The sequence below is a fragment of the bacterium genome (assembly GCA_016708025.1).
Classification (GTDB): Bacteria; Zixibacteria; MSB-5A5; order GN15; family FEB-12; genus FEB-12.
Genome location: JADJGQ010000003.1, coordinates 44,329 through 59,579, shown reverse-complemented (window position 1 = coordinate 59,579; position 15,251 = coordinate 44,329). Strand labels below are relative to the sequence as shown.

The 15,251-nt window shown below is 55.3% G+C and carries 13 protein-coding genes, 2 tRNA genes and 1 other RNA gene; 13 read left to right on the top strand and 3 right to left on the bottom strand.

What is annotated here, in order from left to right:
- The first annotated feature begins 96 nt into the window (after positions 1–96).
- The 7 genes from IPH75_11460 to meaB all read left to right on the top strand — a co-directional run bounded on the left by IPH75_11460 (position 97) and on the right by meaB (position 5,893).
- Positions 97–170: transfer RNA gene (locus tag IPH75_11460), tRNA-Ile, on the top strand.
- Between the two features lie 34 nt (positions 171–204).
- Positions 205–278: transfer RNA gene (locus IPH75_11455), tRNA-Val, on the top strand.
- 186 nt (positions 279–464) lie between these two features.
- A complete protein-coding gene (locus tag IPH75_11450) occupies positions 465–1,181 on the top strand; it encodes a hypothetical protein (GenBank protein MBK7142684.1) in 717 nt (238 codons plus the stop codon).
- Between the two features lie 41 nt (positions 1,182–1,222).
- Positions 1,223–2,776, top strand: a complete 1,554-nt coding sequence (gene guaB / locus IPH75_11445) for an IMP dehydrogenase (GenBank protein MBK7142683.1) — start codon at positions 1,223–1,225, stop codon at positions 2,774–2,776.
- Positions 2,777–2,800: 24 nt separating this feature from the next.
- Positions 2,801–3,168: RNase P RNA component class A (rnpB, locus tag IPH75_11440), an RNA gene on the top strand.
- 26 nt (positions 3,169–3,194) lie between these two features.
- Positions 3,195–4,943, top strand: a complete 1,749-nt coding sequence (gene recJ / locus IPH75_11435) for a single-stranded-DNA-specific exonuclease RecJ (GenBank protein MBK7142682.1) — start codon at positions 3,195–3,197, stop codon at positions 4,941–4,943.
- Entirely contained in the window at positions 4,940–5,893 is a 954-nt protein-coding gene (gene meaB / locus IPH75_11430) for a methylmalonyl Co-A mutase-associated GTPase MeaB (GenBank protein MBK7142681.1), read from the top strand. The genes recJ and meaB overlap by 4 nt, the downstream gene beginning before the upstream one ends.
- A 183-nt stretch (positions 5,894–6,076) precedes the next feature.
- Here meaB and IPH75_11425 read toward each other — a convergent pair whose 3' ends face one another.
- A complete protein-coding gene (locus IPH75_11425; protein ID MBK7142680.1) occupies positions 6,077–6,427 on the bottom strand; it encodes a hypothetical protein in 351 nt (116 codons plus the stop codon).
- Between the two features lie 331 nt (positions 6,428–6,758).
- Positions 6,759–7,220, bottom strand: a complete 462-nt coding sequence (locus tag IPH75_11420; GenBank protein MBK7142679.1) for a hypothetical protein — start codon at positions 7,218–7,220, stop codon at positions 6,759–6,761.
- A gap of 206 nt (positions 7,221–7,426) precedes the next feature.
- On the opposite strand from IPH75_11420, the gene IPH75_11415 reads away from it, so the two are divergent.
- The 5 genes from IPH75_11415 to IPH75_11395 all read left to right on the top strand — a co-directional run bounded on the left by IPH75_11415 (position 7,427) and on the right by IPH75_11395 (position 13,333).
- A complete protein-coding gene (locus IPH75_11415) occupies positions 7,427–9,124 on the top strand; it encodes a methylmalonyl-CoA mutase family protein (GenBank protein MBK7142678.1) in 1,698 nt (565 codons plus the stop codon).
- Between the two features lie 39 nt (positions 9,125–9,163).
- The gene (locus IPH75_11410) at positions 9,164–9,583 is read left to right on the top strand and encodes a cobalamin B12-binding domain-containing protein (GenBank protein MBK7142677.1); all 420 of its coding nucleotides are present in this window, start codon (positions 9,164–9,166) and stop codon (positions 9,581–9,583) included.
- A gap of 174 nt (positions 9,584–9,757) precedes the next feature.
- Positions 9,758–10,900: an acyl-CoA dehydrogenase family protein gene (locus tag IPH75_11405; GenBank protein ID MBK7142676.1), complete on the top strand. Its 1,143-nt coding sequence runs from the start codon at positions 9,758–9,760 to the stop codon at positions 10,898–10,900.
- Between the two features lie 13 nt (positions 10,901–10,913).
- Positions 10,914–11,747: an MBL fold metallo-hydrolase gene (locus tag IPH75_11400; protein ID MBK7142675.1), complete on the top strand. Its 834-nt coding sequence runs from the start codon at positions 10,914–10,916 to the stop codon at positions 11,745–11,747.
- Between the two features lie 71 nt (positions 11,748–11,818).
- Positions 11,819–13,333 (top strand): acyl-CoA carboxylase subunit beta, encoded by a 1,515-nt coding sequence (locus tag IPH75_11395; protein ID MBK7142674.1) that lies wholly within the window; start codon positions 11,819–11,821, stop codon positions 13,331–13,333.
- Positions 13,334–13,365: 32 nt separating this feature from the next.
- Here IPH75_11395 and IPH75_11390 read toward each other — a convergent pair whose 3' ends face one another.
- Positions 13,366–14,700 (bottom strand): dicarboxylate/amino acid:cation symporter, encoded by a 1,335-nt coding sequence (locus IPH75_11390; GenBank protein ID MBK7142673.1) that lies wholly within the window; start codon positions 14,698–14,700, stop codon positions 13,366–13,368.
- A 119-nt stretch (positions 14,701–14,819) separates the two neighbouring features.
- Between IPH75_11390 and IPH75_11385 the strand changes: the two genes are divergently transcribed.
- Positions 14,820–15,224: a winged helix-turn-helix transcriptional regulator gene (locus IPH75_11385; protein ID MBK7142672.1), complete on the top strand. Its 405-nt coding sequence runs from the start codon at positions 14,820–14,822 to the stop codon at positions 15,222–15,224.
- The last annotated feature ends 27 nt before the right edge of the window (positions 15,225–15,251 follow it).

Sequence of the window (15,251 nt, the reverse complement as noted above, 5' to 3'; positions counted from 1 at the left end):
ATGGGGAACTTGGGGGTTACGGCAATGTTAGAAAATGCAGGGTGAGGGCTTGACGTTGGTGATAAGGGTTCGTATCATACAAGACTAAGTTACGAAGGGCCCTTAGCTCAGTCGGTTAGAGCAGCTGACTCATAATCAGCGGGTCGCAGGTTCGAGCCCTGCAGGGCCCATATGGCCCGCGAGGGTGATGAGGAAAAAAAGAGCGGGCAATTAGCTCAGCTGGTTAGAGCGTTCGGTTCACATCCGAGAGGTCACTGGTTCGAGTCCAGTATTGCCCAATTGATATGATGAAAAGAGTGTACGTGAAAAGCCGCGATCATGCCGGACCGCTGGGGATGAAACTCCAACACTCCGGCTCGCCCATAACGGAGCAGTTACCAACGCATTCCTGACTAGGTCAGCGAATGCGTTTTTTTACGCCGAAAGGCCAGGGTATGATGGACAGTGGAATGAAGGAGGTCTCGATGCAGAGCGATCTGGAGTTGCTTCTCAAACTTCAGGTGATCGACTACGATCTTGGCGAACTGGAGCGTTCTAAAGAGTACCTCCCGGACATGATGGAAAATCTGAATCGCGAGATCCGGGAGACCGCACAGAAGCTGACCGACGCCAAGCAGCGCTTCGAGGATGCCCAACTCAAGCAAAAGCAGTTGGAGCTGGAGGTGAAATCGAAAGAAACCGATCTCGCCCGTTACCAGCAGCAGATGATGACGATCAAAACGAACAAGGAGTACGACGCCCTGATCGCCGAGATCGACAATATCAAGGCGACAGTCTCCCAGCGCGAAACGGAACTGCTTGAGACGATCGAGGTGATCAGCACCGCCCAGAAGGAGATCGCCGCACTCGAAGAAAAGCAGGGGCAGGTACACGAAAACAACGCCAAGCAGTTGAGTATCCTGCAGGAGCGGATCGATTCTATCGGCGAGAAGATCTCGCAGAAGGTAACTTCGCGCCAGGATGTGATCAACCTGATCTCCCGTCCGACGTTGAGCACCTATGAGCGGGTACGTCGTGGCAAAGGCGGCCAGGCAGTGGTGATGGTGCGGAAGCGGGCCTGTGGCGCCTGTTACAAAGGGCTGACGCCGAAAAAGATCCAGGAGATCAAACGGGCCGATCGGATCTGTACCTGCGACAACTGCGGAAGCATGTTGTACTGGGATGATGGCGAGTCGCAGTAAAGCAAACGGAGCAAGCGATAGACGGTTGATGGAATAGGGATATGGCGAAAATCATCGAAAAACCAGCGTTGACCTTTGACGATGTACTACTGGTACCGGCGTTATCCCAGGTTTTGCCCAAGGATGTCAGTCTGGCCACCACTATCGCCAAAGGGATCACCCTGAATATCCCGTTGATCTCGGCGGCGATGGATACGGTCACGGAATCGAAGTTGGCGATCGCGATCGCACGCGAGGGGGGGATCGGCGTGATCCATAAGAACCTTACCGCCGAGCGCCAGGCGCTCGAGGTCGATAAGGTGAAGCGCTCAGAGTCAGGCATGATTTCCGATCCATATACACTCCGCCCGGACCAGACGGTCGCCGATGCATTGCGCGTGATGCGCCATTATTCGATCTCCGGCGTGCCGATCACCGAGCCGGACGGACGGTTGGTCGGGATCCTGACGAACCGGGACCTGCGGTTCCTCAAAGACCATGGCGTGAAGATCGCGGAAGTGATGACCAAGGAAGAAAAGCTGGTGACGGTGACCGAAGGGGTTGATTTCGTCACGACCGGCCATCACGAGAATGACAAACGTAAATTGAATGAATTGGCGATAGCGAAACTCCAGCAGCACAAGATCGAGAAGTTGCTGATCCGTGACAAGGACGGCCGCCTTCGCGGCATGATCACGGTAAAGGATATCTCAAAGGAAGAGCAGTTCCCCCTCGCGTGCAAAGACCAGCGCGGCCGCCTTCGGGTAGCAGCGGCGGTCGGGGTATCCGAGCGAGAACTGAAGGAACGTGCAGAGCGGCTGATAGCGGCAGGTGTTGACCTGCTGGTAGTCGACAGTTCGCACGGCCACAGCAAGGGTGTGCTGGATGCAGTCACCTATCTCAAGAAAGCATATTCGTCGGTCCCGCTGATGGCGGGAAATGTCGCGACCGCTTCCGGCGCCAAGGCGCTGATCGATGCCGGCGCAGATAGCGTAAAAGTCGGGATCGGGCCAGGCTCGATCTGTACGACCCGGGTAGTGACCGGGGCCGGGATGCCGCAGGTGACTGCGGTGATGAATGCGGTTGAGGCCGCGGACAAGTCGGGAATTCCGGCGATCGCCGATGGCGGGATTCGCTACTCCGGTGATATCACGAAAGCGCTCGCCAGTGGCGCGGCCGCTGTGATGGTCGGGTCGCTCCTGGCCGGAGTGGAAGAATCACCGGGCGAGACCGTTCTGTTTGAGGGACGGTCATTTAAAGTGTATCGTGGGATGGGCTCACTGGGCGCGATGCAACAGGGGTCGAAAGACCGCTATTTCCAGGAGCATGAGGACGAAGCATCCAAGCTGGTTCCGGAAGGGATCGAAGGGCGCGTCCCATATAAGGGGAAGTTGACCGATCTGGTGTTTCAGTTGGTCGGCGGGCTTCGAGCCGGAATGGGGTTGGCTGGGGCAGGCTCGCTCAAGGATTTGCGCGAGAAAGCGCAGATGGTGGTGGTAACCTCGGCCGGTGTGGCCGAATCCCACCCGCATTCGGTGACGATCAGCAAAGAGTCACCGAACTACTCCGGCGCCAGTAAGTGGTTGCCGCTGGTATTGAATGTTGTTTGTTTGTGATAGAGTTCAGTAACGAAGACGCGAAAAGCAGGAGAAACAGTCGCGCTTTAGAGTCAATTTAAAGTGAGGAAAGTCCGAGCTCCGGAGAATCGAGGCGCCTGGTAACGCCAGGGCGGAGTGATCCGACGGAAAGTGCCACAGAAAACAAACCGCCCGCCTTACGGTGGGTAAGGGTGAAAACGTGGTGTAAGAGACTACGACGTCGGCCGGTAACGGTTGACGTGGTAAACCCCGCCTGGAGCAAGGCCAAATAGGGGAAGAGGGGTTGATTCGCCCCGCTATCATTCCCGGGTAGGCCGCCTGAGTCACATGGCGACATGTGATCGAGAGAAATGACTGTTGGTCCCGGTCACACGGGATTCACAGAACTCGGCTTATCTCCTGCTTTCCACGGCTTCATAGCACGTGGAGGCTTTCCATGACCTGGGCCCAAAGGTCGCATTCACTCAAGTGGGTGCTTGCCTCGGAACCGGATTCAAATGCCGTGACCAGATTGGCTACTGAAGTCAATCTGCCTCTTAATGTCACCAAGATCCTGGTCAATCGACAGATAAATACGCCCGAGACGATCAATCGATTCCTTCATCCCAAGATGACGGATCTCAAAGATCCGTTCGAGATGGTCGGCATGGAGGCCGGGATCGGTCGTGTCACCCAGGCATTGTTCGCCAATGAGAAGATCATGATCTATGGCGACTACGATGTCGACGGGATCACCGCCACGGCGCTTCTTTATATGGTGCTGAACAAGCTGGGCGCGCAGGTGACGTTTTATCTACCGAACCGATTAGTCGAAGGATACGGTCTTTCGCTCGAAGGGATCGACGAGGCGAAACAGCAGGGAGTCAGCCTGATCGTAACGGTTGACACCGGCATTACGGCGGTGGAGGAGATCGAATACGCGATCACGCAGGGGATCGATGTCGTGGTGACCGATCACCATGAGCCGGGGATGTCGATCCCGCGCGCTACTGCTATCATCAATCCAAAGCAGCCCGGCTGTGAATACGGCGGTGAGCTCTCGGGAGTCGGTGTCGCATTCAAATTTGCGCAAGCGCTCTACCATCGCCTCAATCAGGATGAACGAGAACTGGAAGAACATCTCGATCTGGTGGCATTGGGGACCTCGGCTGATATCGTCCCTTTGATCGGCGAAAATCGCATCCTCACCAAATTCGGCATACGACAGATCGCTCGGACGACAAAACCGGGATTAAAATCACTCGCGTTTGTTTCCGGTCTGATGGGGAAAGATATCAGTACCGGTCAGGTGGTCTTCATTCTGGCGCCGCGTATCAATGCGCTGGGTCGGCTCGGCGATGCCCGTCAGGCAATTCGTCTGCTGGCGACCCGAGATGAGCGGCAGGCGCAGGATATCGCCCGCAAACTTGATTCAGAAAACCGCCGGCGGAAAGAGATCGATGAAAAAACGCTCAACGAAGCATTGGCGCAGATGCACGAAGTCTGTGACCTTGCTTCCGATCGCGCAATCGTCCTGGCAGCCGAAGGCTGGCATCAGGGGGTGATCGGGATCGTCGCCAGCCGACTGGTTGAGCGGTATCACCTGCCGACCGTCATGATCGCGATTTCTGAGACCGAGGGTAAGGGCTCTGCCCGTTCCATCCCGGGCTTCCACCTGTGCGAAGCACTCAAGGAGTGTGAACATCTGCTGATCAAGTACGGCGGGCACAAATACGCAGCTGGGTTGTCGATCAAGCCGGAGAATATCCCTGAATTCAGGGAGAAATTCCGTGAGGTATCGAGTAAATTCCTGACGCCGGAAGATATCGTTCCCAAGCTGTTTATTGATCTGGAGATCGAGCTAAGCGAGATCACCGATGAGTTCATGGATGCGATCGAGGCGTTTTCGCCGTTCGGCCCGATGAACATGCGACCGATCTTCCTGACCCGCAATTGCGAAGTGGTCGGGACACCGTACACAGTCGGGAATAATCACCTGAAACTGAAGATCCGCAAAGGGGACGCGCTCTTTGATGCGATCGGATTCGGGTTCGGCGATATGGCGCAGACGATCTCCGATAAGGGATGTCTCGTTGATATCGTTTATGCGGTGGAATACAACACCTATAACGACAACACGCAGATCCAGATCCGGCTGCGCGATATCAAGCTGACAGTCGGAGATATGTCGCCGCGTTACGCATGACCTTGCTCGACTCGTTTAATCAGGGGGATATCCGATCCCTCTCGCGACTGGTGTCGCACGTGGAGAATCGGTCCGAGGGGTACTTGCGCCTGCTGGAGGAGCTCTATCCGAAAGTCGGGCATGCCCTGCGTATCGGTATCACCGGGCCGCCCGGGTCGGGTAAATCCACCCTGGTCAACCAACTTGCCCATGAATTCCTGAAAGATCAGAAGCGGGTCGGCATTATTGCAGTCGATCCGTCTTCGCCGTTCACCGGCGGCGCACTGCTCGGCGACCGCGTCAGGATGAATGAGTTCCCCACCGATGGTACGGTTTATTTCCGCTCGATGGCCACTCGTGGTGCGACCGGCGGACTGGCCGCTGCGACCGACAATGTCACGGTCGTCTACGATGCGTTTGGATTTGACATCACGCTGATCGAGACTGTCGGCGTTGGCCAGGTTGAACTGGATATTATCGATACGTGCGATGTCGTGGTAGTGGTGATCGTGCCGGAATCGGGGGATGCGGTGCAGACGATGAAGGCCGGTCTGATGGAGATCGCAGATATCTTCTGCGTCAACAAGTCGGATCGCCCGGGCGCTGAGCGGATCGGTGCGGAACTCCGGATGGCGATGGAGACGCGCAAACGGGTGGAGGGGAAATGGGCGCCAAGTGTGATCGCTACCGAGGCGATCAACAAAAAGGGGATTGACAAACTGCATACGGAAATTCAGAAGTATGTTGATTTCACCCGGGCGAACGGCCAATTCGCCGGTCACCGTCGTGCCCAGATCGAACGAAAGATACTCAGTGTCCTGAAATGGCGATTCCAGCAGGAATTTCTGGATCAGTTGCGGTCCCACACCGAATTCGAATCGACGGTCAATGATATTCTCTCCGGCAAAACCAATCCATTTCGGGTTGGGGAAGAGCTCTATCAGCGGTTTTCCTCTCAGCAGAAAGCCTGATCAACCCCCACATTCAGTATCATAAGCGGCCGATGTCTTACCGGCTGGCCATCTTCTTTTCAGCCAATCGAGGAGAGCCACGAGTGTGACGGCGACCATGATCGACCAGAACTGGTTCTGCGTAGAAGATGCGGGAGGTTTGGAGGTCCGAGAAGCCAGACATCAGGGCAAAGTAGACGAAGATCACTGCCAGGAGAGGCAGACTCGCCACTGGCGACGGAAGCAAAGAAGTGTCGCGCCGATCAGGGACAGCACCGTTACCCGGTAGTTGAGTCGCTCTTTAACGTTAAAGAGCCGTACTGATTCGCAAAACCTGTCAATTGTCGGTATCTGTAGTCTCACCATACTGAGTTCATTGTGCATATTATCCCGGATATTCCGGAGTATCACCATGATCACCTGAATCGGTTCTTCGTTAAGCAATTCCTTGAATCGATTGGTCGACAGAATACGGGTTGAAGCCAGGTAGTTTCCCGTAGAGTCCTTGGCATGTTGCTGACACGCCGCCTCAAATTGCCGGGTGGCTTCAGTCATCGAGATGTTTCTCTGTTGGACGTCAATGGCTCGCACGAGGCGGAACATCGCGCTCGGGACTGCGCCCGTCACACGGGATGTCTCAGGATTGTAAAAAGTGCTCCAGGAAATTACGAGAGCACATGCCATGACGAGACAAACTACCCCGATCTTCAGGCGGCGTACCAAACCGAAACGGTCGCCAATAAATGCCAGCGCGAACAACACAACCGGCAAGCCAATACCCATTGAGCGCGTCAAGGTAGCGACCCCAAGGAAGGCACCTGCAAGGACAGCCATCCAATAGCGCGAGCGGTGCATGGCCGACCAGAGCGGATAAAGGCAGCGTCTGTCACGGCACAAGCGACATGAAGAGGGTTTCCGCATCAGAAAGATGTTCGGACAAAGGATTGCCGTGATGAAGCGCGTTGAGGTAATCCGGCGATCCAGGTCCTAAACGCATGGTCACCGGATAGGCCCAGGTGGCTTCAATGCCGAGGCAAGGTGAACTCAGTAGAATCTGGAGGAGCATCATGCCAATCGGGGAATGCCCGGTGATGACACGCAGGAAGGCCAGAAAGAGGGGATAACCGGGGCCGAAAGTCTGCACGCCAAACGAATCGAAGTCAAATCCGGATGTGATCTTGGCGGCCGCCTGGCAATAATGGTAGGTATCGGGAACGACCTCTTCCCATTTGGTCGTGCTCGTCTGGTTCAACATTGTGGCGAAAAAGAGACGTCGAACTGCCAGTGACAACGCAGGATCCCGATGAACCAATTGGGCACCAGCGCGAATCCAGCGGAAGTGTGGCATCCGATATAGTGCGGGCCAACCATCTCCATGTCAAAGAAGAAATAGACTGAACTGCTCCCACTGCGAGAATTGGTTCGACGCCGTAACTGGTTGTGGAGGATGGTATTAGTGCTTCACCCCCGAGTCGGTCGGAGCGCTATCTCGCTTGCGTTTGTCGGGCGAAAGTAGTATAGTGTGACCTTATTGCGAATTGGAGAATTGCCTGTATGTACAGTAAGACGTTGTTGGAAAAACTCCGGGCCCGGTTAACGGAATGGAACAAAGTTGCGGAACGCTTCCGCAAACAGAGATCCCTTCCCCGCTTTTTCACTATCTCTGGTGTCGATATCGACGAGCTATACACGCCGGACATGGTCAAGGGAGCGGATCGCGAAGATCATTATTTCGAAAAAATCGGCCTCCCCGGTGAATTTCCCTACACCCGCGGCGTGCATCACACGCTCTATCGGACCAAGCTCTGGACAATGCGCCAGTTTGCCGGTATGGGGACGCCTAAACAGACCAACGAACGGTTCAAATATATTCTGGCTCAGGGCGGCACCGGTCTTTCGACCGCGTTTGATCTTCCGACTCTGATGGGATACGACTCCGACCATCCCCGTTCACTCGGTGAGGTCGGCAAGTGCGGCGTGGCGGTTGATACCCTCGCCGATATGGAGATCATTTTCGGCGATATCGACCTTTCGAAGGTTTCGACCTCGATGACGATCAATTCGCCGGCGTCAATCCTTCTGGCCATGTACCTCGCGGTTGCCGAAAAGCAGAAAGTACCGTTTGACCAAGTGCGCGGGACACTGCAGAACGATATTCTCAAAGAGTATATCGCGCAGAAGGAGTTCATTTTCCCGCCGCGACCATCGATTCGCCTTATCACCGACATGATGGATTACTGCACCAAGCATGTGCCGCAGTACAATACGATCTCGATCTCCGGTTATCATATCCGCGAGGCCGGCGCCACCGCGGTGCAGGAGCTGGCGTTTACCTTGGCTGATGGTTTCTGCTATATTGAGTCCGCGATTGCGGCCGGACAGAATGTCGATGATTTTGCGCCGCGCCTGTCCTACTTCTTTAACGCCCATTCCGATTTCTTTGAGGAGATCGCCAAATATCGGGCGGCCCGACGGATCTACTCGCGCTGGATGCGCGACAAGTTTGGCGCGAAAAATCCCAAGAGCTGGATGCTTCGTTTCCATACCCAGACTGCCGGATGTTCCCTCACGGCTCAGCAGCCGGAGAATAATATCGTCCGTACCGCCATCCAGGCGCTGTCCGGCGTTCTCGGCGGCACACAGTCGCTGCATACCAATTCGATGGATGAAACGCTGGCGCTGCCATCCGAAAAGGCAGCCTTGATAGCGCTGCGCACGCAGCAGATCATTGCGTTCGAGACCGGTGTCGCCAATACGGTCGATCCGTTGGGCGGTTCGTACTTCGTCGAAGCGCTCACCGACAAAATGGAAGCCGAGGCGGAGGAATACTTCGCCGAGATCGAACGTCGCGGCGGTGTGCTCAATTGTATCGAGGAAGGGTTCTTCCAGCGCGAATTGGCCAAAGCGGCTTATCGCTTCCAGATGGAACTGGAGAAGAAAGAGCGCGTGATCGTTGGGGTCAACGATTTCACCATGGAAAACGAAAAGATCGATATCCCGGTGCTCAAAATCGACCGGACGGTGGAGAAGGATCAGGTTGCGTTCCTGAAGAAGATCAAGGCGCAGCGGGATGCCGCCAAAGTGAAGGCGACATTGGATCATCTTCGCACAGTGGCCGCCGGTCAGGGGAATACGTTTGAGGCGATTCTGGATTGTTCGCGGGCCTATGTGACGGTCGGTGAGATGTGCGATGTCCTGCGCGAGACGTGGGGCGAATACGCTGAATCCGCCAGCGCGATGCAGGTGAGCTGACGTTAGTTATGCAGATAAGCAGTTGAAGATAGAGATATCATGACAAAGAAAATTCGCGTACTGTTAGCCAAGCCTGGACTCGATGGACATGACCGCGGCATCAAAGTGATCGCCGCCGCTTTCCGCGATGCCGGCATGGAAGTGATCTACACCGGCCTTCGCCAAACCCCGGAAATGATCGTCGAAGCTGCCATTCAGGAAGATGTCGACGCTATCGGGCTGTCGATCCTCTCCGGCGCGCATATGACGCTTTTCCCGGCGGTGCTGGATGAGATGAAGAAGCGCGGCGCTAATGACATTCTTTTGTTCGGCGGCGGGATTATCCCGGATGACGACAAGGAAGAATTGGAAAAGCTGGGCGTGGCGAAAGTTTTCACCCCCGGCGCGCCGACCGAGGAAGCGATCGAGTACTTGCGGAAAGCGATCGCGGCGAAAAAGCCTGACCAGGCGATCATGTAAAGTGGGGGATTGCTTCGTCGGCCGGAGGCTAACGAGTGCTCGTGGGATTACCCACAGACCGGCCTCCTCGCAATGACGATCTCGGGGAAGGGTTGTTGTCTTAGAAAACGCAAATTCTTAGAGGTAACATTTTGGTAACGCATTTGACTTTTGACGTTGGTTCTCGGAGGAACTATGCCGTACAACATTGACCCGAGACAGCAGGCTGTCAGGGATGAAGTAAAAGTATTCGCAGAGAAATATATGTATCCGGTGTCGGAAGAACTGGACCGGATGCCCGAACCGCGCAAATTCCCGATCGATCTGTATCGGAAGATCGGCGAAGCGGGCTTTATCGGCTACGTCATGCCGAAGGAATATGGCGGGCAGGGGAAATCGAATCTCGAGTATATCACGCTCGTCGAAGAGATGTGCTATCATGATCCGGCGATTGCGCTGTTGTGCGCCGTCGCGGAATTGGCGACCCATCCGATCATCCATTTCGCGAGTGAAGAACACAAAAAGAAATATGTGCCGGATTGCGCCAGTGGCAAACGAGTTCCGGCATTCGTGCTGACCGAGCCCGAAGCCGGCTCCGATGCCGCCAACCAGAAGACAGTCGCGGTCGAAAACGGCGACAGCTATATCGTCAACGGCGAGAAGATCTTCATCATGCATGGCGATGTCGCAGATCTTGGTGTACTGTTCTGCCGAATCGAGGGCCAGCCGAAGATGTCGACATTTTTGGTCGACACCAAACAGCCCGGCTGGACTGCCCGTACGCTGAAACATAAGATGGGGATGCGCGCCGCCACGACCGGTGGGATCATTCTGAAGGATGTCAAGATCCCGAAAGAGAATCTCCTTGGTGAAGTCGGTAAAGGATTCCGTTACGCCATGGCGACGCTCGACTCCGCCCGTATCGGTGTTGCGGCGCAGGGTGTCGGTATCGCGCAGCGTGCGCTGGATGAGTCGGTCAAGCGCGCCAAGGCGCGTCAGGCATTCGGCCAGCCAATTGCCAAGCTGCAGGCGATCCAGTGGATGATCGCCGATATGGCGACCCGTCTTGAAGCCGCCCGCTGCCTGACTTACAAGGCGGTACTGATGCAGGACCGTGGCGAGAAATTCTCGCTCGAAGCCTCCATGGCGAAATTGTACGCCTCGGAAACCGCGCGCTTCTGTATCGACCGTGCGATGCAGATCTGGGGCGGCTACGGCTTTATCGGCGAATTCTCACCGATCGAAAAACTATACCGCGACCAGCGCGTGTTGGAGATCTACGAGGGAACTTCGGAAGTTCAGCGCCTCGTGATCGCCGGCAACGTGATCGGGCGGTAGGGAAGATCGCCTGATGAAATTCGGGCAGTTTGAAATACAGACCTTCGTCGAGTCGCGTTTCCGCCTCGACGGAGGTCTTATGTTTGGGGTCGTCCCGAAAAGTATGTGGAATAAACTGCTTCCGGCGGATGACAACAATCTTGTCCCGATGCACTGCAATCTGTTCGTCCTCACTGCGCATGGCAAACGGATGGTCTTTGATGTCGGTCTCGGCGACACGCTTTCAGATCGAGAGAAGAAGGTTTACAGTACCTCGGGCGAATCAAATCTCGATTCGGGTTTGGCTTCGCTCGGCTTAACCCCGGCAGATATTGACTACGCGATCCTATCGCATTTGCATACCGACCACGCCGGTGGCGCGGTGAAGCTGGTCGATGGCGCCTACGTCCCGCGCTTCCCCAATGCGAAGTACATTATCGAAAAGAAAGAATGGGACGCGGCATTCCACGCTAACGAGCGTACTTCGGCGGTCTATATCCAGGACAGACTGCGTCCGTTGCAGGATCACGGACAGGTGCAGTTTATCGAAGCATCCACAGAGCTTTTCCCAGGGATCAGAGCGGTTTTCACCGGCGGACATTCCGAAGGGCATTACGCTATCGAAATGGAATCCGAGGGAAAGCGCGTCTACTATTACGGCGACCTGCTCCAGTCATACTTTTATGCGCGACTGCCGTTTGTCCCCGCGGCGGACATTTATCCCATCGCTTCGCTTGAGGCGAAACGGATCGCTATCCCGCGCATTGTCGACCAGGATGTGGTGGTCGCGTTCGACCATGCGGTTCACCAACCACTCGGTCGTATCAAATCGACAGAAAAGCAGTATATTCTCGAACCGGTTGACTGATCGTCCGACCGTAAACCATAGCCAAAGGAATCGGCGTGTCACTCGAAGAAAAGCTGAACCATCTTGAGAAAATGCGTCTCCAGGCACGTCTGGGAGGCGGACAGGACCGTATCGATGCCCAGCACCAAAAGGGGAAACTGACCGCACGCGAGCGGATCGAACTGCTGGTGGATGAACGATCATTCGAAGAGTTTGATATGTTCGTCACTCATCGGTCATCAGACTTCGGGCTGGCCGAGCAGAAAGTGCTGGGCGACGGCGTCATCACCGGGTGCGGCAAAGTCCATGGCCGCCCGGTTTTCATATTCTCGCAGGATTTCACGGTTTTCGGCGGATCGCTTTCCGAGGCACACGCCGAGAAGATCTGCAAGATCATGGATATGGCGATGAAGGTCGGAGCGCCGGTGGTTGGCCTCAATGATTCGGGCGGCGCACGCATTCAAGAGGGTGTTGTATCGCTGGGCGGCTATGCAGATATATTTCTCCGCAACACGCTTGCTTCGGGAGTGATCCCGCAGATTTCGGTCATTCTCGGACCCTGCGCAGGTGGCGCGGTTTATTCGCCGGCGATCACCGATTTCGTGCTGATGACCAAGGGGAGTTCCTACATGTTTGTGACCGGCCCCAATGTGGTCAAAACTGTCACGCATGAACAGGTGACTTCGGAGGAGCTGGGCGGCGCGATGGTGCATGCTTCCAAATCCGGTGTATCGCATTTCGCCTGCGACAACGAGGCGGACGCGATCGAAAAAGTGAAGCGTCTGCTGTCATATATGCCGCAGAACAATCTTGAGGATGCCCCGCTATTTCCGTGCAGCGACCCGTTGGATCGCGAAGACAAAGAACTGAATCATTTGATCCCGGAAAACCCGAACCAGCCATACGATATCAAAGATGTCATCACGCGCGTGGTGGATACGGACTCTTTCTTTGAAGTGCATGAGGAGTTCGCTCAGAATATCGTCGTTGGATTTGCAAGATTGGGTGGACGCTCAATCGGGATTATCGCCAATCAGCCGGCGGTGATGGCCGGTGTGCTGGATATCAACTCCTCGGTCAAGGGGGCGCGGTTCATCCGCTTCTGCGATGCATTTAATATCCCGATCCTGACATTTGAGGATGTTCCCGGTTTTATGCCCGGCACAGATCAGGAACATGGCGGGATCATCCGCTCCGGCGCGAAACTGCTCTTCGCTTATTGCGAGGCGACTGTTCCCAAAGTGACCGTCATCACCCGCAAAGCGTACGGCGGCGCGTACGATGTCATGAACTCCAAGCACGTCCGCGGCGATATGAATTACGCCTGGCCGACTGCCGAGATCGCGGTGATGGGGCCAAAGGGGGCGGTCGAGATCATCTTCAAGAAAGAGATCACAGCCTCCTCGAATCCGGAGCTTGAGCTGAAGCGGAAGGAAGAAGAGTATCGCGAGAAATTCGCCAATCCGTTTATTGCAGCCGCGCGTGGGTATGTGGACGATATTATCGAGCCGAAAACGACTCGCCCACGGTTGATTCGTGCATTCGAGATGCTGGCAACCAAAAAGGACAGCAACCCGCCCAAAAAGCATGGGAATATTCCACTGTAAGATCATCGAGAGATGAGGTGATAGGGGAGAGGCTATTCTTCGACCGGCTGCGTCTGCAATAGCGTGTAGCCTTCGGAGCGAGCAACATACGTCGCGGCGGTGATATCCCCTGCGACATTGAGTGTCGTCCGGCACATATCCAGCACTCTGTCCACTCCTAAGATCACTGCGATCAGTGCAGGGTTGACATGGATTGTCGCCAGCACCAGAATGATGAACGGAATTGATCCCGACGGCACCCCCGCTGTTCCGATCCCACCCAAAATCGCCAGATAGGCGACCATGATCTGCTGCCCTATACTCAAATCAATACCGGAGAGTTGCGCCAGGAAAAGAACCGTCACCCCCTCGTAGAGCGCGGTCCCGTTCTGATTGGCGGTGGCGCCAACTGTCAGGACAAAATTGGTGATATGGCGCGGGACACCAAGATTCTTTTCGGTCTCAACCAATGCGGTCGGGAGTGTGGCGTTCGACGATGAGGTGGAGAACGCAGTCAACATGACTGTTTTGATCCGCTTGAAAAATTCCAGCGGACTGATGCGCGAGAGCCAGGCTATCGAGAGTGAGTAAACCCCGAACATATGCAGTGACAGGCCAAGAAGCACGGTCACGATAAACCACCCGAGCGCGCCAAGCAGCTCGAGGCCGAACTGAGCGATGTTGTTGAAAAGCAGACAGGCGACCGCAAACGGTGCGGCATACATGATCAGATCGATCAGTTTGGCGGAGAGTCGGAAAACCGACTCGAGGAATGAAACAAATGGTCGGCTGGCTTCGCCGGGGATCAAGGTGGCGGCGATCCCGAGCACCAGCGCGAAAAACATCAGATGGAGCATGTTGGGCGTATCAGATGCTATCGCCGCAAATGGGTTGGTCGGGACTATGGTCTTCACCACCTGCATGAACGGGCTGTCTACTCCGGTCTGCTTGACCGCTTCGACTCGCTTGGATGCCTCGGTGCCATACCGCTCCTGCAAAGCGGTGGCAGTGGACGCATCCACCCGGTTCCCCGGTTTGATCGTATTGGCCAGCGTAATGCCGATCGCAACTGAGATCGCTGAAATGATAAACGTATAGGCGAAAGACTTGAGGCCGATCCGTCCTAGCGTCCGAAGGTCCCCGATCCCGGAGACTCCCACGATCAACGACGAGAAGACCAGCGGGACCACCACCATCAAAAGCAAGCGAAGGAAGAGCTGGCCGATCGGTTCGGTGATATGGAAGATTACCGCTTTAACAGTCGGGTCCGAGCCGCCGACCCAGAGATTGACCACGAGTCCGGCGAAAACTCCCACTGCCAGCCCCCAAAAGATATAGACATGGAGGGGACGTTTTTTGCGGGCGGGACGGTCGGTTTGGCTGGTCATGTAACTGCTTGCTGCTGCTTGATTTGTCGCAATATCGGAAATTGACTGACCGGGCGCAAGGCACAATCTGCAGATCTCCGGGAACAAACTTATGCATCTATGTGTATATATGTATGAATATGAAAAAGACAGAGACCACAGACCAGCTTCCGTCGGGAATGAAAGCGATGGCCGACCCGACTCGGTTGAAGATACTGCTGATGTTGGAAGGCCAGGGGAGGTCGGTGGGCGAGATTGTCTCGTTTTTCAATCTATCGCAGCCGACCATTACGCGCCACTTGCAGACTTTGCTGGCGGCAGGAATGGTGGTGCGAAAAAGAGCAGGGCAACAAGTCTTGTACGAATTGAATGCGGAGAACGTCAAATCGTTCTGCGTCCAGTTGGTCGGCTGTTTTCCCTGCTGCTGCAATGATGTACAGATCGCGCCCGCTCCGAAGAGGGTAGAGACCAAAGCCAACAAACGTTCCGAGCATGCTCATAGAGAGAAAAGAAAACCCTCCAGAGATAAAGGAGAACGAACATGAAGCGTTACACTACGCCCCGTGTCGCTC